A 25,773-nucleotide genomic window follows, 5' to 3' on the forward strand; every position below is an offset into this window, starting at 1 on the left:
GTCCGTGAGCGCGAAGGCTCACTGCCCTCTCACCGGCGGTCTGTTGGGATGTCGGCAGCAGCGTGACCGGAAATTTTGCGTGCTTTTGAAGGACGCTGCCACTCGGCCATCGGAGAACCAGAGATGCGATCAATGACCACACTCACCAGGCTGTTCGTCCCATCGGCGCTCATCGTCGCCGCTGTCGCGGCGCTCTCGGCATGCGGCGGTGGGGCCGCGCAGGGGCCGCAGGTGGCCAGTGTGCCGGACGGCACGGCGAGTGCCGCCTCGCCCCCGGCCGGCGGGGGCACCGACTGGATGCCCTTCGTACGGTGCCTGCGCGAACACGGCCTCGATGTGAGGGATCCCGACCCCGACAACCCGCAGGGCAATGTCGTCACCTTGGCCGACGGGGGCCAGATACCTGTCATGGACCCCGCCCACCGGGCGTGCGCGTCGAAGATGCCGGCACTGGACGAGGGCCCCCACTGGAAGCCGGAGGAGATCGAGAAGTTGCGGCAGTACGCCGCGTGCATGCGGGAGAACGGGGCGACGGAATTTCCCGACCCCGACCCCGAGACCGGCGACAAGCCCGAGGACTCGACGTACAACTTCAAGCTGGACCCGAAGGCCCGGAAGGCCGGGGAGGCCTGCGACCATCTCTACCCGCAGTCCGAGAGCCAGGGCGTGGCCGGATGAGCCGTCGGAAGAGCTCCGGGAAGGGGCGCCGAGCGCTTCTGGCGATCGGCGGGACTGCGGCAGTGGCCGTGGTGGTGGCCGGCGCGGCCTCCTTCGAGGTCCTCGAGGGCCACGTCGAAACCGCTGCCCCCAGCGTGTCCCCTCCGGCCACCGCGGAGGTCACGCGGAAGACGATGGAGCGCTGGATCACCGTGTCGGGTGCCGCGACGTACGGCCGCGCACAGCCCCTGACCGGACACGCCGAAGGCACGGTCACATGGCTGCCCGCACCCGGCACCGTGCTCCGCCGCGGCGACGTGCTCGCCCGGGTCGACGACCGCCCCGTCGTCCTCCTCTACAGCGAGCTCCCCGCCTACAGGGAACTGGCGTTGGACATCAAGGGCGAGGACGTCAAGGAGTTCACCACCAACCTCAGCGCGCTGGGCTACGGCGGATTCACACCCGGTGACACCTACACCGCCGGAGTCGAAGCCGCCGTGAAGCGCTGGCAGAAGGCCCTGGGCGCGCCGGAGACCGGCAGGATCGTCCTCGGAGACGTGGTGTACGCCGACGGCGCGCGCAGGGTCGCCGCGCGCGGTGCGGCCATCGGCGCCGCCGCGGTGTCCGAGTTGCTGACGGTGACCGGGACCACCCCGAAGGCCAAGCTCACCATTTCCGAGGCGGACTCCGAACTGGCGGTCAAGGGCGTGCGGCTGAAGGTGTACACCGCCGGTGGCAGGAGCACGGACGCCACGGTCGTGTCCGTCGGCGCCCCGCGCACCGGCGACAGTGGAGAGAACGTCCAGGACGTCACCGTCTCCCTGGCCGACCCGTCGGTCGTGACCGCCGGGACCGGTCGCGAGGCCGGCACCCTCACGGGCCGGTATCTCGCCGGTCGGCACGAGAACGTCCTGACCGTTCCCGTGCCGGCGCTTCTCGCGCTGTCCGGTGGAGGCCACGGTGTGGAAGTGCTGGACGGCGACGGGCGCAGTCATGTCGTCGCCGTGCGTCTCGGGCTCTTCGTGGACGGACGCGTCGAGGTCTCCGGCGACGGGCTGGCCGCGGGTGACAAGGTGGGAGCCGCGCGATGAGCGCCGACCCCGTCGTCGTCCTGGACCGTGTGAGCCGTACCTACGGCGGCGGTGTGGCCGCCGTGCGCGATGTGAGCCTGACGGTGGGGCCGGGCGAGGCGGTCGCCATCGTCGGCCCCTCCGGCTCGGGGAAGTCCACGATGCTCAACCTCATCGGCACGCTGGACCGGCCCACCGCGGGCCGGGTCGCCATCGCCGGGCACGAGGTGTCGAAGCTGAGCGATCGCCGCTTGTCCGCCTTGCGCGCGATGTACATCGGCTTCGTCTTCCAGCAGTTCCATCTCCCGGCGGGCTTCCCCATCGTGGAGGCGGTGGCCGACGGCCTGCTGTACTGCGGCGTGGCCCGGAGGGAACGGACACGCCGTGCCCTGGCCGCGCTCTCCCGAGTCGGGCTCGGACACCGGACCGACCACCGACCGCATGAACTCTCGGGCGGCGAGCGGCAACGAGCCGCGATCGCCCGCGCCATCGTCGGCGAGCCGCCACTGCTGCTCGCCGACGAGCCCACCGGCAATCTGGACACGGCTTCCGGCGGGGCCGTCATGGATCTGCTCAGGGAACTGCACACCTCTGGCACGGCCTTGGTGCTGATCACCCATGACGCCGAGGTGGCCGCCCGGTTGCCGCGCCGGATCGAGTTCCGGGACGGCGCCGTGGTCGGCGATCGGGCCACGGGCGCGGCCGACGGCGCCGGAGAGGCCACGACCGGATTCGCCGACCGGGCCGCCACAGGCCGTGGCCGCGGCCCCGGCCATCACACTGCGACGGAGCGCCGCTGATGCAGACCACTCCTTGCTCCCTGAGGCCCTTCCGGCTGCGGCCGCGTGACGTCCTGCGGGTCGGCGGCAGCGGACTGCGCTACCGGCCCCTTCGGGCCGTGCTGTCGGCGCTCGGCCTCGCCATCGGCATCGCCGCCATGACCGCCGTCGTCGGGATCTCCAGCTCCAGCCGCACGGCACTCGACCGGGAACTGGCCGCCCTGGGAACGAACCTGCTCACCGTCGGTCCCGGCACGGACCACGGCACCGGGCAGAAACAGGAGCTGCCGGAGACGGCCCCGGCCATGATCCGCCGGGTCGGCCCCGTGCAGTCCGTCGCCGCGGTCGGCCGGCTCCCGCGTGCCGCGGTCTACCGCAACGAGTACATCCCCACAGCGCTCAGCGGCAGCATCGCCGTCTACGCGGCGACGCAGGGCCTCCCGGAGGCACTGCGTGTGCCCCTGGTCGTCGGCCACTGGCCGAATGCCACGCAGGCGAGGCTGCCCGTGGTCGTTCTCGGCGCCGACACCGCGAACACCCTCGGGATCCACGAACTGCGTGCCGCTTCGGCCGCGGAGGGCCCGAACGGCGTCCAGGTCGTGCTGGGCGGCAAACGCTTTACCGTCGTCGGAGTCCTCGCCCCGTCCCCTCTCGCGCCCCAACTGGATCGGGCCGCGCTCGTCGGGTGGGGCGCCGCCCGTGCGGAACTGGGTTTCGACGGACACCCCACGACCGTCTACACCCGTGTCCGGGACGACGCGGTCCTCGACGTCCATGGCGTCCTGGCCCCCACCGCCAACCCCGAGCACCCCGAACAAGTGGCGGTCTCCAGGCCCTCCGACGCCCTCGTGGCGAGGAACGCTTCGGAGCGGGCCTTCACCGGACTCCTTCTGGGCCTGGGTTCGGTCGCTCTGCTGGTGGGCGGGATCGGGGTGGCCAACACGATGGTCATCTCGGTGCTGGAGCGTCGCTCCGAGATCGGTCTGCGCCGCGCCCTGGGCGCCACACAGGGGCAGATCCGGTTGCAGTTCCTCGCCGAGTCGCTGCTGCTGGCCGCACTCGGCGGAGTGGCGGGCGTACTCCTGGGCACCGCCGTGACCGGGGTGTTCGCCACGACGCGGGGATGGCCGACCACCGTGCCCGTATGGGCCTCCGCGGGAGGCGTGGCCGCCACGTTGGCCATCGGCGGACTGGCCGGCCTGTACCCGTCGGTCCGCGCCGCGCGCATGTCTCCGACGGAGGCGCTGGCCGGCACGTGAACGGGTGCGCCCTGCGGTTCGGGCCGGATCGGCAGGACCAGGAGGGCGCGGTGCACGGGCTCTTCCGAGCCGGTGCCCGCTGACGTGAGCGTCGCTTCGGTCGGCGTACGCCGCCCCTCGGCGACCACGGCCGAGGGGCGGGGTGCGGCAGACGGGTCAGTCCTGCGGTCGGCGGCTGCGCAGCCGGGCGAGCTCCGTCTGCCACCTGCTCCGGCGGTGGAGGCCCCCCGCTTCGGCGGCCTCCGGAGGGGACACGGGCAACCGGACCGATTCGCAGTAGGCCTTCCATGCCTGGTACCAGCCGGGCGCGAGGACGGCGGCGAGCAGGATGAGCGGGACGAGCACGGCGGATATCAACACGGCTGCTCCCTTCCGCGCGGCCGTCACGCCGGCGGGCGCGAACAACGGTCGGTGGACGCTGTGCCGCCGACCGGACCGGATGCAACGGGCTCCGTCCGTCATCGTCCTCCCGGGCGTGTCGAACGCAAATCGAGCGAACCGCCTCGGTGTCCGCGGCGCCGCTGGTCAGCCCGCTTTCCGCCGGGCGGTACGCGGACCGCGCCGACGCCCCGCCCGCTGCTCCGAACGGGTGAGGCGGGCGGGCCGGGCGCACGGCGCCGGGCCAGCGTGCCCCGGCCGGTCCGCGCACCATGTCAATCCGCCGGATGACGGAGTCGGCCGGGCCCGCCGGCCGTAGCGGACAGCCGCCGCGCGGGGCTGTTCCGCTCTGTCTTGCCCCGGGGGCGTTTCCCCCGGTGCGCGGCGTGGGCAGCCACGGACTGTGCGGGTGTCCGGGGTTCGTCGGCATGGGGAGATGAGGGATTGATGCCTCCTGAGATAGTTGGGCGTCGCGGCTCGTTGGCGGGGGAGAGGTTCGGGATCGGCGACAAGCCCCTCACGTTCGGGCGCAAGGACGGGAACACGGTGGTGATCGCCAGTGTCAGCGTGTCCCGCCTGCACGCGGAGGTGCGGCGCGAGGGCCACGGCTTCGTGCTCTACGACCGGGGCAGCAGCAACGGGACGCGGGTCAACGGGGAGCGGGTGACCTCGCATGTGCTGCAGCCCGGCGACGAGATCGCCATCGGTGACGAGACCTTCCGCTTCGAGGCCGCCGACGCCATGGAGACCATCCTCGACCTCTCGCTGCTGGAGGCGCTCGTGCCGCCCTCGGAACCGGCGGAGCCGGGCCAGGTGCTGCGGGTGACGGTCGCGGGCGGCGGTCCGGTGGGGCTGGCCTTCGCCCTCCTGCTGGAGAACCTGATGGGCCGGCGGGTGTTCGTCACCGTCTATGACGGCCGCTGGACCCAGGACGGGGACCGCGTCGTCTGGAAGGACGAGGGCCAGGGCAACGTCCGGCGGCAGCAGGTCGTGACGGTGCAGAGCCGGCAGTATCTGAACCTGCCCCAGGAGATGCAGGACCGGCTGTTCACGGAGGGCGCGTACAGCGAGATGTGGCCCGCGGGCCCGGACTCGATCCGCGGTCGCAACCCGCGCAACATCCGCATCGCGTACGTCGAGGACACGCTGCTGGACCTGGCCGGCAGCAAGCGCGAGCGCATCCGCCTGGTCCCCGCCCGGTTCGACGCGGCCGAGCATGCGGAGGCGGTGGCCTCCGAGCACGTCCTGGCGATCTGCGAAGGCGGCCGGTCGCGCACACGCGAGCATTTCGCCGCCAGATTCGGGACGGCCGACACCTCCATCTACTCGCTGGACGGGGTGCACCTGCAGGACGTCGTGCTGGGCCTGCGCGTACGGTCGAGGCTCTCCGACCCCATGACCGTCCTGCTCACCGTCGCGCAGAACCGCTTCCTGCTCAACTCCCTTCGGGGTGAGGGTTTCCTGAACATGCGGCTGACCGACGCCGAGGCGCGGGAGGTCGTCGGGATCGACCCCGTGCGGCAGGTCTTCGAGCAGTGCGTCGCCTCCCGGCCCTGTGTGATGAGCCGCGACGGACACGGGGACTTCCACTGCTCCACGCACAGCACGTTCTTCCTGCCCGCCCTCATCAAGGGATCGCCGCTGTGGCAGCGCGTCAAGGAGGGACTGGCGCTCTTCGACGTCGACGAGCAGGACCTGAGCGCGATCACCGCCTTCCGCCTGGACATGGTGCAGCGCCCGCGCTTCACGGCCCGTCTGCACCCGGCGACCGCGACCACTCCCGGGACGTACGGTTTCCTGCTCGGGGACGCCGCCAACGCCATCCACTTCTGGCCCGGGCGCGGCCTGAACAGCGGTCTCGCCTCGGCGATATCGCTGGCCCGCACGCTCAGCGGCACCTGGCGCGGCCGGGCGCTGCGGGACGCGGACTTCGTACGCCACGAGGCGGCGATGTCGATGCTCCAGTACCGGCACAAGAGCCGTGCCTGGAACGCGATGATCACCACCGACGAGAACGGGGTGGGCCAGGCGATCAAGGACCGGATCGCGCGGAGCATCGAGGAGTGCGCCGCGGCCGAGCCGGACCGCGAGGGCGACATCGACGCGCTCATGGAGCAGGTGCGCGCTATCCGGGCACGCCTGGCGCCGCGGATCGCCGGGATGCCGGACGACGAGACGCTGCGGCGGCACCTGGGGAGTCTCGGCGGCGAGACGTTGCGCACCCTGCGGGACAGTGGTCCATGGGACACCGTCACCGTCGGCGGCGAGGAGGTCGACATCGACATCTTCTACCGCGACGCGGGTCCCACCTCGCCGCGTGCGGCCCCGCTGGCCGGCTGAGCAGCCGAGCGGTCGACCGGCCCGTCAGGGGCCGATCGGCCCCATCAACCCGGGCGGGTCGGGGGGAGCGGCGCCCGGCTCGTCGAGGACGGCGGTGATCAGTCCGGGGAATCGGCTCTCCAGTTCCTCGCGGCGCAGGCTGATGAGGCGCTGCCGGCCGTGCGGGTCGTTGCGGATCACCCCGGCCTCGCGGAGCGTCTTCAGGTGGTGGGAGAGGGTGGACTTGGGGATCTCCCCGTTCATGGGCTGGCAGGCCGATCCCTCCAGGGGCCGGTCGGCCAGGCGGCGCACCAGGTCCAGCCGCGAGGGGTCGCTCAGGGCGAAGAGCACGTCGGTCAGCACCAGGTCCGCGGTGTCGGGATGCGGCAGTTCCCGGGGGGCTCCAGTCATGGTTCGATAATAGTTGAACAATCGGCGGCTGTGTGTTTTCCTCGAATGGTTCGATAATTGTGGAACCGTTCGGAGCCCCCTATGCACACCCATCGCCGCGAGCGGCGACTGCCGCGGCCGGTCGGCTTCTGGCTGCTCGCCGCCACCCTGCTCGCCTTCCTGGCCGCCTCCAGCGCACCCTCCCCGCTCTACGTCGTCTACCAGCACCAGTGGGGCTTCTCGCCGACCGTCCTCACCGAGGTCTTCGCGGTCTACGTGCTGGCGCTGCTGGTGGCGCTGCTCAGCGTCGGCGGGCTGTCCGACCACGTCGGCCGGCGGCCGGTGCTGCTCGCGGCGCTGGTCGTCGAGGCCGCGGCCATGGTCGTCTTCCTCACCGCGGGCGGGGTGGGCGCGCTCTTCCTCGCCCGCATCCTGCAGGGCGTGGCCACGGGCGCGGCGGCCGGGGCCATCAGCGCGGGGCTGATCGACCTGCAGCCCTCGCCCACCTCGGCCCTGGGCTCGCTGCTGAACACCCTGGCCTCGGCCACCGGACTGGCCGTCGGGGCGCTGGGCGCCGGCCTGCTGGTGGAGTACGGCCCGGCCCCCACCCACCTGGTCTTCGTCCTGCTGACCGCCGTGTTCGTGGTGCTCGCGGCACTGGTGCTGTACCTGCCCGATCCCGTCTCGCCGCGCCCGGGGGCCTGGGCCTCGCTGCGGCCCCGTGCGGCCGTACCGGCGCAGGCCCGCCGCGCCTTCCTGGTCGCGACGCCCTGCCTCGTCGCGACCTGGGCGATCGGCGGGCTCTACCTCGCGCTCGGCCCCTCGCTGACCGCAGGGGTGCTGCACCTGTCCAGCCACCTGGTCGGCGGCCTGGTCGTCGCCACCCTCTTCGGTGCGGCGGCCGTCGCCTCCCTGCTCCTGCGCGGCGTGGCGCCGCGGCGGATGATGACCGGCGGCTCGGCCATGCTCGCGGTGGGGACCGGGCTGACGCTGCTCGCCCTCGCCGGACCCTCGACGGCACTGTTCTTCGTCGGCACCGCGCTCGCGGGGCTGGGCTTCGGCGCCGCCTTCCTGGGCGCCTTCCGCTCCCTCGCGGCGCTGGCCCGGCCCCCGGAGCGGGCGGAGCTGTTCGCGTCGCTCTACGTCGTGAGCTACCTGGCCCTGAGCGTTCCGGCCGTCGTGGCAGGCTTCGCCGTGCCGGACTTCGGTCTGCACAGCACGGCCACGGTGTACGGCTCCGTGGTGGTCCTGCTGGCGCTGCTGTCCGCCGTGTCGGCGGCGCTCGTCCGCAGGCCCGCCGTCGTGATACCGGCCGCGCCCGAGGCCGCGTCCGCCGGCGAACCCGCCGCCGGCCTGCCGACCGTTCCGGCCGCGACCTCCGCGGCGGCCGGCGAGCCCGGGACCGGGGTCTGACCGGGCGCTGCGGGCCGGACGCGGGGGCGACGCCGAAGGCGCCGCCCCCGCGGGTGACGATGTCGCGGGAACGCGTCGGGCGCGGCTCCACGACCCGGACGACCGCCGACCCGGGCGACCGCGAGAGCGGGCCGCCCGGCACGGGCCCGCCGGTGTTCGCCCGGCCGGTCAGCGCTTCGCCGCGGCGAACGGGCCGGGGCCGGCGAACACCAGCCGGGCGAAGTTCTCGCCGATGCGCCGGTGCCCCGCGGGGTCGGGGTGGATCCCGTCCGGCAGCGGCAGTTCCGCGTAGTCGGCCGGGCCGTAGAGCTCCCGGCCGTCGAGGTAGTGCAGATGCGGGTCGTCGGCCGCCCGCCGGGCGACCACGCGGGCCAGTGCGTCGCGGATGACGTTGAGGGTCAGCCGGCCCGCGGCGCGTTCCGCCGGATCGCCGGTGGCGACGAACCGCAGCGAGCCGCCGTCGACGTCCGGCGCCAGTGGCCCCGGTGTGTCCTCCTGCACGGGGCACAGGACGGAGGAGACCACCAGCAGGGGTGTCGTCGGATGCCCCTCGCGGACGAGGTCGAGAAAGCCGTCCACCGCCGGGACGAAGGCGCGCAGGCGCATCACGTCGGCATTGACGATGTTGATTCCGATCTTGAGGCTGATCAGGTCGGCCGGCGTGTCACGGATGGCGCGGGCGGTGAACGGATCCAGCAGCGCGCTTCCGCTGAAGCCCAGGTTCACCAGCTCCACGCCGCCCGCGGCGGCGGCCAGGGCGGGCCAGGTCGCTGTCGGATGCGCGGCGTTGGAGCCATGGCTGATGGAGCTGCCGTGGTGCAGCCACACCCTGCGGCCCCGCGGACCGGAAGCGGCGATGGGCGCGTCGCTGCGTAGCGCGATCAGCTCGGTGGTCTCGTTGTGCGGCAGCCAGATCTCGACGTCCTTGTCTCCCGGCGGCAGGCCCTCGAACCGGGCGGTGCCGGGCGGCCCCTCGTGCAGCTCGGCGGTCTGGGTGAGCATGTCGGTGATCTCCCGGACGTTCCCGCCGGGCACGGTGGTCTGCGCGGCGAGACGGCCGTCGACCAGCAGGTCGTACACGCCGTCCGGCGGTGGCGGGAAGCCGCGGTAGACGCGCTTGGTGGGGAGCGCGTCGAGTTCGACGGTGGTGGCCCGGGTGCGGAAGGCCAGCCGGACGCCCGACGGCTGCGCCTGCGCGGTGGCCAGTTGCTCGTCCGGGATCTGCCGGCGGGCCGCGGCGGGTAGGCGGTGGGGGAGCAGCCCGCTGCGGGTGCGTTCCACGTCGAGTGCGCCCCGCAGCAGTTCGGCGGTGACGGGAGTGGCGATCAAGTCCGGGTTCGCGTGCATGGTCCTCTGCTTGTCCGTGGGCGGTTCGCGGGCCGGTGGCCACAGGGTGTGGCGGGGTGTCCCGGTGGGGAGGCGGCAGGCACGCCCTCAGCGGGCCGACCGCTCGCGCAGCAGCGCGTCGAGCGAGTCCAGCGCCCACGACCACGACTCCTCCGCCGCGACGGGCGTGTGGTCGAAGCCCCCCGCCAGTTCGAGGCTGACGTAGCCGTGGAAGACGCTGCCCAGCAGACGGACGGCGTGCGTCTGCTCCGGCTCCGGTAGGCCGTAGCCGCGCAGGACTGCCCGCGACATCCGGGCGTGCCGGACACCGGCGCCGGTGGCGGCCGTCTGCGGGTCGAGCCTGAGCTGCGCCGCCGCGTAGCGGCCGGGGTGCTCCCGGGCGTAGGCGCGGTAGACGTCGGCGAAGGCGATCAGGGCGTCCTTGCCTGCGCGACCGGCCAGGGCCTCGGCCGCGCGGTCGGCGAGTTCCTCCAGGGCCAGTAGGGCGATCCTGGTCTTGAGGTCCTGTGAGTTCCTGACGTGGGAGTACAGGCTGGCGGCCTTGACACCGAACCGCTCGGCCAGCGCCGAGACGGTGACCTGGGCGAAGCCGACCTCGTCGGCGAGCTCCGCGCCCGCCTGGGTCAGGCGTTCCGCGGTGAGTCCTACGCGTGGCACAGCGCGTCTCCCTTCTTCCCATCGGCATTATGCGTTTGCCTAAACAGTGTAGGCAAATGCCTTCTGCGATGTGTTCGCTGGTGCGCGTGCGCTGTGTCGCGGTGCGCTGGTACAGGGCTCCTCTGGCGTGCCGGGCGGCGTCAGCCCCCGTCACACCGCGCCTGGATGAGGAGCAGGGCGATGTCGTCGCTGCGCGCGGGGGACTGCTCGGCGTGGTGCACCAGGGCGTCGGCGAGCTCGTCCACCGTCCCGGGCCCGTGCTGCGCGAGGCGCGCGGCGAGCGCCGCGATGCCCTCCTCGATGTCGCCGCCCGGGGTCTCGACCAGTCCGTCGGTGTACAGGGCGAGCACGGCGCCGGGCGGCAGGGGGACGTCCGTCGGCGGGTAGGTGGCGGCGGGGTCGATACCGAGCAGCAGTCCCGGTGCCGGGTCGAGGACCTCGACCCGGCCGTCGGGCCGCCGCAGCAGCGGTGGCAGGTGGCCGGCCGTGGCGAGGCGGGCCCGGTGCCGCGCCAGGTCCAGCTGGACGTAGAGGCAGCTGGTGAACAGCCCCGGGTCCAGATCGGTGAGCAGGCGGTTGGTGCGGGCCAGGACCTCGTCGGGCGGGGCCCCGGCGGTGGCGTGGACAGCCGTGCGGACCTGGCCCATCAGCGCGGCGGCGCTGACGTTGTGTCCCTGCACGTCGCCGATGGCCGCGCCCGCGAGGTGTGAGCCCAGACGGATGAGGTCGTAGAAGTCGCCGCCGATGCCCATACCGGGGCCGGCCGGCAGATAGCGGGCGGCGACGTCCAGGCCGGGCACGCTCGGAAGCGTCCGGGGGAGCAGGCATTCCTGGAGTTCCTGGGCGAGGCGGTGCTTGGCGTCGTACAGGCGCGCCCGTTCCAGCGCCTGGGCGATCAGCCCGGCGGCGGCGGTCAGGACGGTGCGCTCCTCGTCGGTGAACGGGTGGGGGCGCTCGTAGGCGATCACCAACGAGCCGACGGGACGGCCGGAGGAGATCAGCGGCAGGAAGGCCCAGGAGCTCATGTCGTCGTGGAGCACGGCGGGCGGGTAGGCCTGGTGGAGTGCGGCGAAGTCGGGGAAGAAGCCGGGGGTGCCGGTGGTCAGCGCCCGCACGGCGGGGGTCTGCGAGTTCAGGGGGGCACCGTCGAAGTGTTCCAGCAGGTCGGAGGGGTAGCCGCGGTGGCCGATCAGCCGCAGCCGGCCGTCCTGCGCTGTCATCAGCGCCAGGGCCTGGGCACCGAAGGCGGGCAGCAGCTGGTCCGCTGCCTGGTCCGCGACGTCCCGCACGCTGATCGCCTGGGTCAGCGTGGCCGCCAGGTGCATCAGGTGGTACATGATGTTCGCCCGGCCGGGTTCGGCGGCGGGCGCGGGGCTGAGCACCCCTGCGGGGTCGGAGGGCAGGGCGGTCGGGACGATGCGGACGCTGACGCCGGAGGAGTCCGGATAGAGATGGAAGGAAAGGCACGGGCCCGTGGGCGGCGAGGCGCTGAAGGAGGAGGGCTGCCCGCTGATCAGCACGGCCCGGAAGCGGTCCTCGACGACGGGCCCGTCCAGCCACGGCAGCGCCGTCCACAGGCAGGCGCCGAGCAGTTCGGCGACCTCGGCGCCCAGGAGCTCGGCCGCCCCGGTGGTGGCGAACAGGATCCGGCCGTCCAGGTCCAGCGTGCAGCAGCCCCCGGGGAGCCGTTCGGCGAAGTCCACCGCGGACTGCGCCTCGGCGGGCCACACCGCGCGCGGGCGCGTCGCAGGCAGCACGCGGGGCTCCGGGGGCGCGGCGACAGGCCGGCCCTCGTCCGCGGCGCGGCGAAGGAGCCGCAGCAGGTCCCCGCAGGCGGTGTCCATCGCGGCCCGCTCCCGTGGGGTCGGGCCCTTCGGCCGTGAGCCGGGCCACTGGAGGACCAGCCCGCCTGCCGCGGTGGTGCCGTCCGTGACCGGTGCGGCGGCGAGCGCGAAGGAGTACGGAAGCATGAGGGCGAGACGGGGGTAGGTGCGCGCCATCTCGTCCTGGCCGCCGACCCATACCAGGCGGTGCTCGCGCACCGCATCGGCCACCGGGGTGTGGTCGGTCAGCGACACCCGCGTCCACGGCGCGGCGGTCTTCCGGGAGACGCCGCCCAGCACGGCCAGCCGCAGGACCGGTTCCCCCGCGGCGAGCAGGTAGACCGCGCCGACCGACGCCGCGGTGTCCCGCATCGCCCTGGCCAGGACGGTGTCGGGCGAGACCGCTTCGAAGCCGGGGGCGGCCAGGAGATCCGCAGTGTGCATGCGCTCACCCTCTTCCGGCGGCGGCCGGGCGGCGGCCCGTAGGCGTCGCACATCCGTCTCATCAAGGATGACCCACATATGGGTTCCTTGTCTGTCGTTGTACGGCAGGAGACATCGGGACAGGAGTGGCCCGACGCGCACGGCACGCCGGCGCGGGCGGCCGGCCGGGCGCCGTGCGCCGTGCGCCAAGAGGTGGCGCACGGGGCGCCGCGGCCCTGGCCGCCGCAGCCCCGTCCGCAGCGCCCGCGGCCACCGGCGGGATGTCGACCCGCGCCCCCCGAAAGGGTCATCGCCCCTCTCCCGTCATGCGCATTACCTCATATATCGGCCATCGTGGCCTAACGTGATCGTTCTGTCGCGAAAGGGTCGTGGTCGATGTGATGGCGATGGCATGCGCGGGTGGTCCGGAACGCCGGCGGCCCGCTGACGGGCGGTACGAGTGGTGACGGGGGCCGCGTGGGGAGTCCTGGCCCAGGGAATCGCGGCGGCGGGAGACCCGGCGCAGTTGCTGCCGGCCCGTCAGCAGATGGCGTTCACCCTGGGCTTCCACATCATCCTCGTGCCGTTCGGCGTCGCCCTCACCACGCTGATGCTCGTCGCCAACTACCGCGGTCTGCGCCACGGGGACGCCGACTCCCTGCGGATCGCGCGGCGCTGGTCGAAGGTGGCCGCGGTGCTCTTCGCCGTGGGGGCGATCACCGGCACCGTCCTCTCCTTCGAGCTCGGCATCCTCTGGCCCGGCCTGATGCGCGGATACGGTCCGGCCTTCGGGTTCCCGTTCGCCATCGAGGGGCTGTTCTTCTTCCTCGAGGCGATCTTCGTCTCCATCTACATCTACGGCTGGGACCGCCTGTCGCCCTGGGCGCACTTCTGGACGGGTGTCCCGGTGGCCTTGTCGAGCATCGGGGGAGCGGGCGCCGTCATCGCGGCCAACAGCTGGATGAACCACCCCCAAGGCTTCACGTTCCGCGACGGACAAACCGTGGCCGTCCGTCCGGCGGAGGTCTTCTTCAACGGAGCCTTCTGGTGGGAGTTCCTCCACATGCTGCTCGCCGCGTACATCGTCGCCGGTTTCGCGGTGGCGAGCGTGTACGCGGTGGGCATGCTGCGCGGCCGCACCTCCCGCTACCACCGCGTCGGGTTCCTCATCGGATTCGTCACCGCCGCCGTCGCGATGCCCCTGCAGATCATCGTGGGGGACACCATCGCCCGCTACGTCTACGATGCCGAGCCCGCCAAGTTCGCCGCGATCGAGCTGCTGCCCGAGACCGGCACGCACGTCCCCGAGACGCTCGGCGGCGTGCTGATCGACGGGCAGGTCAGATACGGGATCCCGGTGCCGGACATGGCCTCCCTGCTGGCCGGGTTCCGCCCGTCCACCGAGATCAAGGGGCTCGACGCGATCCCCGCGGACGTACGCCCCTCCGACCGGGCCGTCAGCACCGTCCACCTCGCCTTCGACGTCATGGTCGGGCTCTCCTTCGCCCTGCTGGCCCTCGCCGTGTGGTTCGCCTGGCTGTGGTGGCGCAAGCACCCCTGGGAACGGCAGCGCTGGTTCCTGCGCTGCTGCGCGCTCAGCGGACTCGGCGCCGTGGCCTGCCTGGAGAGCGGCTGGGTCGTCACGGAGGTCGGCCGCCAGCCCTGGACCGTCGTAGGCCATCTCCTCACCCGCGACGCGGTGACCACCCAGGGCAACCTGTGGGTCTTCTTCGGGGCGGTGCTCGCCATCTACGCGGCCGTCGGCGTGGGCGCGGTGACGGTGCTGCTGTCGATGAAGCGGCGCTGGCAGGCCGAGGGCGACGACAGCGTGGACGTGCCCTACGGCCCGCGCACCGGACCGGAACCCGTCGGTGCGCGCCCCGGGACGGAGGAGTGATGCCGCAAGCCGTCGCCGCCTTCCTCTTCCTCGGGGTCATCGCCTACTGCCTCTTCGGCGGCGCCGACTTCGGCGCCGGATTCTGGGACCTGACCGCGGGCGGAGCAGAGCGCGGCAAACGCCCCCGGCATTTGATCGACACCTCGCTCGGCCCGGTGTGGGAGGCCAACCACACCTGGCTCGTCTACTGCCTGGTCTTCCTCTGGACGGGGTTCCCGAGCGCGTTCACCGCCATCACGACGACCCTCTACATCCCGTTGGGCATCGCCGTCCTCGGCATCGTGCTCCGCGGGGCCGGCTTCGCCTTCCGCAAGGCCTCGCTGCGCACGCCCGAGCAGCGCCTGTACGGCGTCGCGTTCGCCGCGTCGTCCGTCCTGACTCCGTACTGCTTCGGCTCGATCGCCGGGGGCATCGCCTCCGGACGCGTGCCCGCGGCGGGCAACGGGGACCCCGTCACCAGCTGGCTGAACCCCACCTCGGTGCTCGGCGGCGTGCTGGCCGTGCTGGTCTGCGCCTACCTCGCCGCCACCTACCTGTACGTGGCCGCCCACCAGCAGCACGACCACGCCCTGCGGCGGCACTTCCGCACCAGGGCCCTGCTCGCCGCCGCCGTGACCGGAGTCGTCAGCATCGCGGGCATCTTCGTCCTGCGAGCCGACTCGCCGCGCCTGTTCGGCGAACTCAGCCACCGCGCCCTGCCGCTGGTGGTGCTCGCCGCCGTCTGCGGGGTCGCGAGCATGGTCCTGCTGCGGAGCGAGCGGACGGGCTTCCTGCGCGGGCTCGCCGCGGCTGCGGTCGCGCTCGTCGTGCTGGGCTGGGGTGTCGCCCAGTATCCGTACCTGCTCGGCACCCATGTCGAGATCGGCGAGGCGGCGGCTCCGGACGCCACGCTGGCGGTCACACTCGGCGTGGCCGTGGTGGCCGGACTCCTCATCTTCCCCTCCATCGGGCTGCTCTTCCGGCTCGCCAACCGCGGCCGACTGCGGCCGCCGGAGTCGGCGCCGGCGGAACAGCGGCACTGAGCGCACGGGCGGACGGCCGCCGCATGAGCAGGGGAGAAGAGGGCCCGCGGGCCGGGAGCAGGGCCACCCCCGGCCGGCGGCTCGGCGCCCGACACCCTCGTCCGGGCCGGCGGCTGACGGTGCCGGTGCCGAACGCGAGCGGCCCGGCCGGCGTACCCGAGGGGGTACGCCGGCCGGGCCGGTTCGATGGGTGGTGCTAGCGGGTTACCCCGAGCACGGTCTCACCCGTACGGTCCGCGCCGGTGCCGGTCACCCGTACCGTCACGCTCTTCGCGTGGCCGTTCGGGACGGTGACGAACGTGTGGGCGTAGCCCTCCGCCGTCGCCTGTCCGGAGCCGACGGCCTTGCCGTCGAGCCGCACCGTGAAGCGCTCCCGCGGCGACAGGCCCGCCGCGGTGACCGAGACGATGGAGCGGGCGGCGGCCTGTCCCGGCATCGCGTCGACGACCAGCGCCGACCCGGAGGCGCGCACCGGTTCGAGGTCGTCGGCGTCGACCGCCGGCACGAGGAGCCTCCGCTCGACCAGGGCCTGGAAGATCGGGCCGTTGATCTCGAAGTACGCGGTGGCCCACAGCGGCTGCCCGGCGGGCACCGTGACGGTCCGGGAGACCGGGGTGCCCTCCTTGTCGCTGACCGGCGTGGGGATGGGCTCGTTCACCAGGAGCGATGTGCCCGCGTAGACCTGCGAACCCTCACCCGCCGCGAGGTCGAAACCGGCGCTGTAGGCGGCAGGGCGGTGGGTCACCGTCATCTTCAGCGACGCGGGCCCGTCATGGTGCTTGTCCGCGCCGCCGTGCGGGAAGGTCGCGTAGAACGGCTCCACCATCGCGGGCTTGCCGCTCTTCCGGGCGCTGTCCTTGTTGCCGTACGTCGCCACGGTCGCCCCGTCGAGCAGGAGGTCGAGGCGGTCGACTCCGGTCGTGTCGTAGGAGCGGGTGAACGTGTCCTGCGGATCGGCCTGCAGGGTGGCGAAGACCAGGTCGCCGCCCGTCAGCTTGTAGCGCAGCGTCGGGAAGGCGACCACCTCGGAGTTGTTGGTGTAGCTCACCTTCGCGGTGTGCTTCGCCGAACGGTCCTCGGTGATCGACGCGGTGCTCGCCGCCGTCGCGGCCGGCTTCCAGGTCGCCGACTCGCTCTGCCCGGCACGTCCGTGCGCCTCGACCACGGTGAGGGTGGCGGTGAGCTTCTCCGCCCTGGTCTCCACCGGGTCGGACGCCCAGCCGTACCAGTTCAGCGTGCTGGCGTCGATGGGCAGGGTCCGGTCCAGGTAGGTGCCGGAGGTCCCGCGGACGGTGACGTGCACCGTGCCCTTGCCCCGGATGGCGCCGGTCATCGAGGCCAGCGGGTTGCCGTCGAAGGCGTGGGCGTCGCCGTGGCCGACGTCACCCAGGACCAGCTTGCTGACGGTGAAGGAGCCGCCGGCGCTGTGCTTGCCGTACGTGACCTCGAGCGTCTGCTTTCCGGTGGCGATGGCGGACGGGAGGGTGACCACCCGGCCCACGCCGCCGTCGTCGGTGGTGCGGCCGCTCGCCAGGACCTTGCCGGAGCCCTTCACCCGGATCTGGAAGTCCACGGCAGGGGTCAGACCCGTCGCCCAGACGACGGCGGACTGGCCCGGTACCGCGTAGGCGGGATTGACGGTGACCGTGGCACGGCCCCCCGGAGTGTGGGGCGCTCCGGTGCGCGGGTCGGTGGTCACGGTCAGGTAGGTGGTGTGCCCGGTGTCACCGTACGTGATGCGACCGAGGTAGACGGACCCGTCCCGTAGCCCCTTCCAGGACAGGGCGACCGGGGTGGTGGTCCCGGCCTTCAGGTGCGCCGTGGCGGGCTGCGCGGTGAAGGAGCCCTCGGCGTTCCCGTCGCCCAGCATGAAGCTGGACGCGGTGAAGTCGAGGGATCCCGATCCGCTGAAGAAGCTCACCTCGACCTCGTACAGACCGGGTTCGGGGTTCTCCAGCTCGACCTGCTCGTCGGCGGAGTCGGTGGCGGACTGTCCGACCAGCGTCGTGTCGCCGTACTCGTTCAGCCGGTACACCGACAGGTCCAGGTCGGACGAGTCGTCGTCGGCGGCGTCGAGGGTGAACCGGGCGACGTCCGTTCCCTTGGGGACCTCGACGACGTGGGTCCGCGCGGGTCCGCCGACCGTGCCCGATCCCTGCACCTGCAGGCCCCGGGCGAGCCCGGTGAGCTTCAGCGGGACGTCGCTGTCCTCACCGCCGCTGATGTTCACGGTCGTCCGGCCCGTGCTGCCGGAGGCGGCGGCGGTCGCCGGCGCGGTCATCGCGACCGGTCGCACCGCGACCGCGCTGCGCACGGTCTGCTTGCCGTCGCGCCAGGTCAGGTACCCGGTGGCGTACTCGCCCAGCGGGGCGGTGGTGCGGTTGAAGGTCACCTTGAAGGTGGCGGACTGGCCCGCCTTGGTGAACGTCAGCGACTTCGGCTCGACGACGGTGTCCACGCCGGGGATCTGCACCGCGTCGGCGGTGTAGGTGCCGGGCCCGGTGGAGGTCACGGTGCGGGTCACGGTCTGCCGCCCGGCGAGCGAGCCGACGCCGATCGACGCCAGGTTGAGGTCGGTGGCAGCCGGAGCGGTGCGGTCGCCCCTGATGGCCGCGACGTACTGCGCCCAGTCGTCGGGGCCGTTGAGGTACAGCAGCCCCGGGTTCAGGTAGCGGGTCGCGTCCACCTGGCCGTTGCCCTGTGCGAAGACGTCGCCGGACGCCTCTCCCGTCTCGGTCACGGTGGGCCGCGTGGTGGTCATCAGCGCGGACTTGATCTCGGCCGGGGTCGCCTGCGGGTGCAGGCCCAGGTAGAGCGCGCCGAGACCGGCCACGTGCGGGGACGCCATCGAGGTGCCCGACATGTAGGTGAAGCTGGGCTTCCCGCCTGCGGCGTTGGCGGCGTCGGCGAGGACGCCCACGCCCGGCGCCGCGAGGTCGGGCTTGATCAGGTCACCGCCGTCGGCCCGCAGGGGGCCGCGGGAGGAGAAGCCGGCGATCTGCGGCACCGCGGCCGACGCCAGGTGGTGAGGGTTGCCCTCCACCAGGGTCGCCTTGGGCGCGTCGGTACCGGCGTACGAGACCAGCGCGTCGTAGCCGTCCGCGTCGACGGCGATGGTCGGGACGGCGTGGGCGTCGAGGTCCACCGAGTCCGGCGAGGGGTTCACCAGGATCATCCCGATGCCGCCCGCGCGCTTGACCTCGGCCGACTTGGCCGTCCGGTCGTACGTGCCGCGCTCGCACAGCACGATCGCGCCCTTGACCTTGGAGCCGTCCAGGTCGCCGGGACCGCACAGCCGCGGGCGGGTGGCGAGCGCCGTCCCGGCCGTAGAGGCGGCCACCAGCGGGCCGGTCACTGCGGTCCCGTCGGCCGGGAGCGAGATGGACGCGCCGAGCACGTTCGCCCCGTTGCCGAACTCCACCGTGGCCTCGCGGGTCGGCGTGGTGCTCGCCGCCGTGGTGGTGATCCACGGCGAGGCGTTGTCGACGGTGCTCTCCGAAGGGCCGGAGTTGCCACCGGCCGTGGCGACGAAGATGCCGCTCACGGCGGCGTTGCGGAACGCCTCGTCCACGAGTGAGTCGGTGCTGCTGGCGCCGGCGGCGACGCCGATCGAGTAGTTGATGACGTCGACGTTGTCGGCGACGGCCGCGTCGATCGCGGCCAGCAGGTCACCGGTGGCGCAACCGTCGTCCTCGAGGATTGTCGGGTCGGGCCCGGACCAGCATGCCTTGTAGGCCGCCACCTTGGCGGCCGGCGCCACGCCGGAGATCGTGCCCTGCGGATGCCCGGCGACCTCGGCCTTGACTCCGTTGGCGCCCGCCGCCGTGCTCGCGGTGTGCGATCCGTGGGACTCGCCGTCCCGGGGCGACAGGTACTCGCCGGTCTCGGGGTCGCCGATGTGGTCGACGCCGAAGTTGTCGACGAAGTACCGAGCCCCGACGATCTTGGTGGAGCAGGCGGCGGCGGTGAACTGGACACCCGTGGTGCACGTGCCGGTGAAGGTGCCCCCGTCGCCCTTGCGGTAGGTGATCGTGGAGCCGTCCAGGTACGGTTCCGCACCCGGCTCGGTGCCGAGCGGGGCACCGGCGAACGAGGGGTTCTCGGGGGCGATGCCGGTGTCGATGACGCCGACCACCACGCCCTTGCCGGCGCCGGCGACGCCGCCGTTGCCGGCCCACACCCCGTTCTCACCGCTGAGGCCCAAGTAGTCCGTGGAGTTGACGGCCAGCGGCTTGCGCAGGTCGTCCTTGACCACCGACACCACCGTGGGGTCGTTGCGGAGTTCCTCGACCTGCTGCGGCCGCAGTTCGGCCGTGAAGCCGTTGAGGGCGGCGGAGTAGGACGAGATCACCCGGGCGCCGACCGTGCCGGCCGTCTCGGACTGGCGCTCCCGCAGGTAGCCTCGGTACGCCTTTACGGCGGCCGAGCCGGCCTTCAGGCCCTCGCCTTCGCGCGGAGCGGTGCGGGCCTTGCCCGCCACGCCACCGGTGTACGTCGCCGCGGACGGCTCGCGCAGGGTGACGATGTACCGGCCGGCGGTGGGTGCTTCGCCGGCCTCCGGCGCCTGCCCCGTGTGCTGGGCGGCGAGGGCGGGAGGGGTGGGAAGCGGCGCGGCGGCGGCCGGGGTCAGGCCGGCGGCGCTGGAAAGGGCGAGGCCGGCGACTGCGACGAGTGCCGCCATGGACCGCGGTATCGCCGAACGGCGCGGGGGTTGATGGACAGGTGGTGCCACCAAGGCTCCTTCGTGTGGGGTGACCGGGCATCCGGCCGAGGGGGGACGCCGTGCGGGCGCACACCAGTTCTAGCCGGGTGATCCCTTGGTGGCCATCGAGTTGCGCTGCCGATACCGGTCAGTGGCCAGAACGGGCCACCGCTTTGCGGTCAGATCCAGTCGCGGCGGGTCGCTGCGACCCCCGCTCCGAAGCGGTTGGTGGCGCCGAGTTCGGCGAACAGGTCCTGGATCCTGCGGCGTAGGGTCCGCGGTGAGATGCCGAGTTGCCGGGCGATCGCCTCGTCCTTGACGCCGGCGGCGAAGAGGGCCAACAACGTCCGTTCCTCGTCGGTGGGTTGACGTGCCCGTTCGACTCCGGCCGTCGCCTTGCCGGGCAGCGTGCCGCAGTCGGTTGACTCAGTCAAGGGGGAGGCCGCCGACCAGTAGTTCTCGAAGAGTTCACCCAGGGCCTCCAGCAGAGGCGGGGATTCGGTGTACAGGTACTCCGCGCTTCCGACGGCAAGGGTCAGCGACACCAGCGCGGCCGAACGGTCGGCCATCGCCAGCTTGATCGGCAACGCCGGGACGACCCTGGCCTCCTCCCCGCGCGACACCAGGTTGCCCAGGTCCTGCCAGCCGCCCTCGGCCTCGAAGCTGGCGGCGGCGTAGACGGCCCGTACCCGGACCCCGCGCCGCACCGCCGCCTCGTCGAGCGGCTCGTTCGGGGCGAGGAGGAACGGCGGGCGGTCCAGGGCGCACAGTTCGGTCCGCGCGGACTGCTTGAGCCGGTAGTAGCGGTCCCCGATGGACTCCAGGCCGCTGATCACGCTGGTGCCCGGCCCGCCGTCACGGGCCCTTCTCGCCGTGTCGAAGAGCTCCCCCAGCGGTCCGGTGGCGTCGCGCACCGCCTCCAGTTGGCGCTCGCGCGCCTCGACCAGCGCGCGCAGCGCGTGCCGGGGGTCCACCGTGAAGAACTCCCCGGAGGAGCGGCGGCTCATCAGCCCGGCGCGGTGCAGCCGTTCGAGGACCGCGAGGCCCTCCTTCGCCGACACGCCCAGGGCGGCGACCACGTCGTCGGCGGTCGCGCTCTCCTGGGACAGCAGGAGGCGGTAGGCCTGTTCGGCCATCGTGTCCACGCCGACCCAGGCGAGCGGTCCGTCGGTTTCCACGAGGTCCTCCATCCCCTCCCCATGACGTCACCGACGCGATGGAATCAAGAACGGGCGGCAACTTCAAAGCGCGAGCCGACCGCCCGCGGGCGGTCACCCGGACCCGTCTGCCGCTCCGCACCGGGCCGGTGCGCGGCTGTTTCCGCGTCGGGCCCGGCCGCGCGGTCGGCGGGCGGTGGCCGGCGGCGACATCTCCCGGCCCCTAATGTCCCGTCGTCCTCAGGGACTTGAACGGCGTCGTGGTGGCCCGCATGACCCGTGCCGCATCGAGGACGACGCGGCCGTCGTGGCACGGGCCGGCCGCGGTCCCCGGTCCGGGCGGTGCGGAGCGCACCCGGTGGCCGGGCGGTCGGCGTGACATTCGTCGCACGGCCGCCGGTGGACAGAGACGCCCCCATTGTTGTTAAGTTTTCAACTAGAAGGTTTACTCTTCAACCAACGACCGGCCCGTTTCCCCCACGGCCCCGGCATTCGCGGACCGCACACCCCCACCGGGGGAGGGTCCCCCACGAAAGGAACCACCTTGTCGATCAAGCTTGCGATCGTCTACTACTCCTCCACGGGCACCATCGCCGAGATCGCGAAGGAGATGGCCGACACCGCGGAGAAGGCGGGCGCAGAGGTGCGCCTGCTCAAGGCCGCGGAGCTCGCCCCGCAGGCGGCGATCGACTCCAACCCCGCCTGGGCCGCCAACCACGCCGCCACCGCCGACATCCCGGTGGCCACCGCGGCCGACGTCGAGTGGGCCGACGCGGTCATCTTCGGCACCCCCACCCGCTTCGGCAACATGGCCTCGCAGCTGAAGCAGTTCATCGACACCCTCGGCGGACTGTGGGCGCAGGGCAGGCTGGCCGACAAGGTGTACAGCGGCTTCGTCTCCACCGCTACCTCGCACGGCGGCCAGGAGTCGACCCTGCTCGCCCTCTACAACTCCATCCACCACTTCGGCGGCATCGTGGTGACCCCCGGTTACACCGACCCCGCCAAGTTCGTCGACGGCAACCCGTACGGCACCTCCCACGTGGACGCCCAGGGCAACAACCCCGTCGGCGACACCACCCGCACCGCCGCGCGCATCCAGACCGAGCGCGTCATCAAGCTCACCGCCGCCCTCAACCGCGGCCTCGCGGGCTGACCCCGCGGCGACGGCGCACCCGCCCCGGACGACAGGCCGCGGGTGCGCCGTCCCACCCCACCCGCTCGGCGGCGCCTCCCCCTGTCGTGCCGGAGGCGCCGCCGGCCCGTACCGGTGCCGCCGTCCGCGCGGGATCAGCGGCCGTCCTCCCGGGGGCCCAGCGGTTGCTGGGCCCACACCGTCTTCCCCTGCCCGCGGTAGCGCACCCCCCACTGGTCGGCGAGGCCCGCGACGATGAACAGCCCGCGCCCGTTCTCGTCGACGGTGCGCGCGTGCTTCACATGGGGCGCGCCGACCGCGGTGTCGCTCACCTCGCAGGTGAGCATCTGCTCGAGCACCATGCGCAGTCGCAGGGGCGGAGCGCCGTAGCGCACGGCGTTGCCGACCAGTTCGCTGACGATCAGCTCGGTGGTGAACGCCGTCTCCTCGCCCACGCCCCAGGCCGCCAGCCGGCGACGCACGGCCCCGCGGGCCAAGGGCGCGGCCTCGGCGCCGGCCGGCAGCACGCGGGTCAACACCCGGTCCGCGGGCAGCGCGCTCGTGCGGGCCAGCAGCAACTCCGCCTCGTCGCTGCCGCCGGATCCGGCGAACGCGGAGGCGATGGCGTCACGCACCTCGGGCAGCGGACGGGAGACCGCGCCGTCCAGGAGCGGGCGCAGCGGCGCCGACGGCGCCAGGACCCGCTCGGCGAACGCGCCCGTCGCCAGGGCCAGGGTGCTCCCCGCGGGTAGGACGGCCGTGGTCGTCGGGAAGGGGGCGTCGTCCGGTCCGCTGAGCAGCGGACCAGGAGGGACGGCCAGGGCGTCCGAGGTGCCGTCCGGGAGCACGGCGACCGGCTCGGGCAGGCCGGCACGCGCGATGACGCACGTGAGTTCCACCGGATCGTAGACCGCGATGGCGCATCCGATGTCGAGCGTCGCGCAGCCAGGCCCCGGCAGCGCGGCGGACGCGGCGGCGAGCCGGCCGGCGGTCTCGCTCAGCCGGGCCAGCAGTTCGTCCGGAGGCAGGTCGAGGCCGGCGAGTGTGTGGAGGGCCGTCCGCACCAACCCCATCGTGATGGCCGCGACCATGCCGTGCCCGGCCACCTCGCCGACGACCAGAGCCGTCCGCGCGCCGGGCAGCGGGATCGCGTCGGACCACGCCCCGCCGCCCTCCGGACCGGAATGGTGCAGCTGGGACACCTCCACTGACGGCCGCAGCGCCGGCTGCCCGGGGAGCAGTCTGCGCTGGAGGGTCGAGGCGATGATCCACTCGCGCATGTACTGCCGGGCGTTCTCGACGCACAGGGCGGCGTGCGCGCACACGGCCGAGGCCGTCCGCAGATCGTCCTCGTCGAAGGGGGCCCGTCCCTGCCCCCGGTAGAAGCTGACCACACCCAGCGCCTGGTCCCGCAGGGTCAGCGGGGCCACGATCAGGGAACGGGCACCGCGCTCAAGGATGACGGCCCCACGGACCGGGTCGGCGGCCAGCCACGGGGCGTGCTCCTCGACCGGCAGCAGGCGCGCGCGGAGGTCGGACAGGACCTCCGCGAACGGGGTCCCGGCCGGCAGGGGACGCACCTCGCCCACCGGGTACGCCGACCCGCCCCGGACCGCGGCGCGCCGCACGGGCACGTCCCGGTGGACGGGTACTTTCGGCGGTTCCTCCCCGCGCACGACGTCGTCGACGATCTCGACGACGGCCGTGTCGGCGAGGGCGGGCACCACCACGTCCACCAGCTGCTGGCAGACGATCCCCACGTTCGGAACCTGCCCCAGTCGGGTGTGTACCTCGTCCAGCAGGTCCAGGCGGCCCTGTGCCCTCACCCGGTCGGTCACGTCGACGGAGGTCGCCACCACTCCGAGCGCCGCACCCCGGCGGTCCTCCAGGCGGAAGTAGCTGACGGAGCGTACGCGGTCCTTGGGCCGGCCCGGCCCCCAGGCACCGCGGACGAGCCGGTCCAGGACGGGTTCCCCGCTCTCCAGGACCCGTCGGGCCACGGCCGCCTCCGCCTCGGGGTGATCCAGCGCGAAGACCTCGGTGAAGGGCCGCCGCGGCGGGCTCCCGCCGGCGCGTGCGCCACCACCCGACCCGCCGAAGGCGGCGCTCATACGCAGCACGCGCAACTGCGGGTCGAGGACGAGCACTTCCATGGGGGAGTGGGCGAAGACGGTCCGCAGGACCGCCGCGTCCTGCTGCGACGGCGCCGGGTCCGTTGCCGCGAGCACCCGCCACAGCACCGACGAGCCGCGCAGCACCGGCTCGATCCGCACGGGGAGCCCGCAGGGAGAGCCCGTGCCGAGGCTGCCGGCGTCCAAGTCGGTCCCGCGCAGGAGCGCGCCCAGGGACCGGCCGACGGCCTCTTCCGCGGAGCGGCCGAACAGCTCCTCGGCCGCACGTCCCCACTCGAGCACCCGGCCGTCCTCGTCGACGAGGACCAGCACGTCACCGCTGGGCATGGACCACGCACCTCCGGTTCCATGCCTGCCCGCGTCAGCCGCGAGGAAGCCCCTCCGCGGCGACGGCTCCGCCGATCGGCGCAGCCCGCGGTGGGGCCGACCGCCGCACGGCGTCGCGCCCCGCCGCGATTGCGCCCGGGGCCTGTCACAGACGGCGTGATCATCTCGGTCTCCCTGCGGGTGCGGTGCCCGTCCGGGCGCGGGGGCGTGCGAGGCGGCCCGGTGTACGTCACCGCCTTGACAGGTTACGTATGGGTGGGTCATTCTCGTCACCAGTCAAAGCGGTGACGATATGAGGAGACAGGAGAACGTGATGGAGCTGAAGCTCGAGGTTGTGGTGCTGCCGGTGTCCGACGTGGACCGGGCGAAGGACTTCTACGCGGCGCTGGGTTTCCGGCTGGACGTCGACTACGTCGGCGAGGACGGCTTCCGCGTCGTCCACTTCACCCCGGAGGGCTCCGGTGCCTCGATCCTCTTCGGGGACGGCGTCACCACCGCCGCCCCCGGCTCCGCGCAGGGCCTCCACCTGGTCGTCGAGGACATCGTGGCCGCCCGGGCCGAACTGGCGGCCCGGGGCGTCGACATCAGCGAGGTCTTCCACGACGCGGGCGGCGTCTTCCACCACGCCGGTGAGACAGCCCGGGTCGCAGGCCCGCACCCCACGCGGGCCAGCTACGGCTCCTTCGCCACCTTCGCGGACCCGGACGGCAACGGCTGGGCGCTCCAGGAGGTCACCGAGCGGCTGCCGGGACGCTGACCCGGCCGCCCTCCCCGGCACATGCCGTCATGTCCGAGCGGCTCGCACTCCGAGTGCTGCCGGTGGGCGGAGTGCTCCGCCTGCTCCGAGTACCTCGAGCCCTTGCGCCCCGGATGCTCCTCGGACCCC

18 protein-coding genes are annotated in these 25,773 nt (G+C 73.1%); 10 read left to right on the forward strand and 8 right to left on the reverse strand.

All coding sequences use genetic code 11. From position 1 onward, the window contains the following. Positions 1-132 precede the first annotated feature (132 nt). The 4 genes from ACRWND_RS25310 to ACRWND_RS25325 are packed head-to-tail and all read left to right on the forward strand — an operon-like array spanning position 133 to position 3,765. A complete protein-coding gene (locus ACRWND_RS25310; RefSeq protein ID WP_431953238.1) occupies positions 133-678 on the forward strand; it encodes a hypothetical protein in 546 nt (181 codons plus the stop codon). Continuing rightward, positions 675-1,748 carry a peptidoglycan-binding protein gene (locus ACRWND_RS25315; RefSeq protein WP_431953239.1) on the forward strand — a complete coding sequence of 358 codons (1,074 nt, stop codon included), beginning with the start codon at positions 675-677 and terminating at the stop codon, positions 1,746-1,748. Before ACRWND_RS25310 ends, ACRWND_RS25315 begins: the two co-directional genes overlap by 4 nt. After that, complete coding sequence (locus tag ACRWND_RS25320) at positions 1,745-2,527, forward strand: ABC transporter ATP-binding protein (protein WP_431953241.1); 783 nt, start codon at positions 1,745-1,747, stop codon at positions 2,525-2,527. The genes ACRWND_RS25315 and ACRWND_RS25320 overlap by 4 nt, the downstream gene beginning before the upstream one ends. Continuing rightward, positions 2,527-3,765 carry an ABC transporter permease gene (locus ACRWND_RS25325; RefSeq protein ID WP_431953243.1) on the forward strand — a complete coding sequence of 413 codons (1,239 nt, stop codon included), beginning with the start codon at positions 2,527-2,529 and terminating at the stop codon, positions 3,763-3,765. Before ACRWND_RS25320 ends, ACRWND_RS25325 begins: the two co-directional genes overlap by 1 nt. Positions 3,766-3,921: 156 nt before the next feature. Here the strand turns inward: ACRWND_RS25325 and ACRWND_RS25330 are convergent, their stop codons facing one another. Beyond that, entirely contained in the window at positions 3,922-4,125 is a 204-nt protein-coding gene (locus ACRWND_RS25330; protein WP_431953245.1) for a hypothetical protein, read from the reverse strand. A gap of 465 nt (positions 4,126-4,590) precedes the next feature. On the opposite strand from ACRWND_RS25330, the gene ACRWND_RS25335 reads away from it, so the two are divergent. Next, entirely contained in the window at positions 4,591-6,483 is a 1,893-nt protein-coding gene (locus ACRWND_RS25335) for an FHA domain-containing protein (RefSeq protein ID WP_431953247.1), read from the forward strand. Between the two features lie 24 nt (positions 6,484-6,507). Here ACRWND_RS25335 and ACRWND_RS25340 read toward each other — a convergent pair whose 3' ends face one another. After that, positions 6,508-6,873 carry an ArsR/SmtB family transcription factor gene (locus tag ACRWND_RS25340; protein ID WP_431953249.1) on the reverse strand — a complete coding sequence of 122 codons (366 nt, stop codon included), beginning with the start codon at positions 6,871-6,873 and terminating at the stop codon, positions 6,508-6,510. 81 nt (positions 6,874-6,954) lie between these two features. On the opposite strand from ACRWND_RS25340, the gene ACRWND_RS25345 reads away from it, so the two are divergent. After that, complete coding sequence (locus ACRWND_RS25345) at positions 6,955-8,265, forward strand: MFS transporter (RefSeq protein ID WP_431953251.1); 1,311 nt, start codon at positions 6,955-6,957, stop codon at positions 8,263-8,265. 168 nt (positions 8,266-8,433) lie between these two features. Here the strand turns inward: ACRWND_RS25345 and ACRWND_RS25350 are convergent, their stop codons facing one another. From ACRWND_RS25350 to ACRWND_RS25360, 3 genes are all read right to left on the reverse strand, one after another. After that, positions 8,434-9,612, reverse strand: a complete 1,179-nt coding sequence (locus tag ACRWND_RS25350) for a GDSL-type esterase/lipase family protein (RefSeq protein ID WP_431953253.1) — start codon at positions 9,610-9,612, stop codon at positions 8,434-8,436. An 87-nt stretch (positions 9,613-9,699) separates the two neighbouring features. Further along, complete coding sequence (locus ACRWND_RS25355; RefSeq protein ID WP_431953255.1) at positions 9,700-10,269, reverse strand: TetR/AcrR family transcriptional regulator; 570 nt, start codon at positions 10,267-10,269, stop codon at positions 9,700-9,702. Between the two features lie 140 nt (positions 10,270-10,409). Further along, complete coding sequence (locus ACRWND_RS25360; RefSeq protein WP_431953257.1) at positions 10,410-12,536, reverse strand: SpoIIE family protein phosphatase; 2,127 nt, start codon at positions 12,534-12,536, stop codon at positions 10,410-10,412. Between the two features lie 442 nt (positions 12,537-12,978). Between ACRWND_RS25360 and ACRWND_RS25365 the strand changes: the two genes are divergently transcribed. Together ACRWND_RS25365 and ACRWND_RS25370 are read left to right on the forward strand one after the other, a co-directional pair. Then, positions 12,979-14,412, forward strand: coding sequence for a cytochrome ubiquinol oxidase subunit I (locus ACRWND_RS25365; protein ID WP_431953259.1), 1,434 nt, complete (start codon positions 12,979-12,981; stop codon positions 14,410-14,412). Beyond that, positions 14,412-15,434 (forward strand): cytochrome d ubiquinol oxidase subunit II, encoded by a 1,023-nt coding sequence (locus tag ACRWND_RS25370; RefSeq protein ID WP_431953261.1) that lies wholly within the window; start codon positions 14,412-14,414, stop codon positions 15,432-15,434. Before ACRWND_RS25365 ends, ACRWND_RS25370 begins: the two co-directional genes overlap by 1 nt. Positions 15,435-15,630: 196 nt before the next feature. On the opposite strand, the gene ACRWND_RS25375 is transcribed toward ACRWND_RS25370, so the two are convergent. Together ACRWND_RS25375 and ACRWND_RS25380 are read right to left on the reverse strand one after the other, a co-directional pair. Continuing rightward, entirely contained in the window at positions 15,631-20,115 is a 4,485-nt protein-coding gene (locus tag ACRWND_RS25375) for a S8 family serine peptidase (protein WP_431953263.1), read from the reverse strand. A gap of 200 nt (positions 20,116-20,315) precedes the next feature. Then, positions 20,316-21,314, reverse strand: a complete 999-nt coding sequence (locus tag ACRWND_RS25380; protein WP_431953265.1) for a helix-turn-helix transcriptional regulator — start codon at positions 21,312-21,314, stop codon at positions 20,316-20,318. Positions 21,315-21,837: 523 nt separating this feature from the next. On the opposite strand from ACRWND_RS25380, the gene wrbA reads away from it, so the two are divergent. Beyond that, positions 21,838-22,449 carry an NAD(P)H:quinone oxidoreductase gene (wrbA, locus tag ACRWND_RS25385; RefSeq protein WP_431953267.1) on the forward strand — a complete coding sequence of 204 codons (612 nt, stop codon included), beginning with the start codon at positions 21,838-21,840 and terminating at the stop codon, positions 22,447-22,449. Between the two features lie 134 nt (positions 22,450-22,583). Here wrbA and ACRWND_RS25390 read toward each other — a convergent pair whose 3' ends face one another. Next, entirely contained in the window at positions 22,584-24,887 is a 2,304-nt protein-coding gene (locus tag ACRWND_RS25390; protein WP_431953269.1) for a SpoIIE family protein phosphatase, read from the reverse strand. Positions 24,888-25,200: 313 nt separating this feature from the next. Between ACRWND_RS25390 and ACRWND_RS25395 the strand changes: the two genes are divergently transcribed. Beyond that, positions 25,201-25,644, forward strand: coding sequence for a VOC family protein (locus ACRWND_RS25395; RefSeq protein ID WP_431953271.1), 444 nt, complete (start codon positions 25,201-25,203; stop codon positions 25,642-25,644). The last annotated feature ends 129 nt before the right edge of the window (positions 25,645-25,773 follow it).

Origin of the sequence: Actinacidiphila sp. bgisy167 (assembly GCF_965342175.1) — a bacterium.
GTDB lineage: Bacteria > Actinomycetota > Actinomycetes > Streptomycetales > Streptomycetaceae > Actinacidiphila.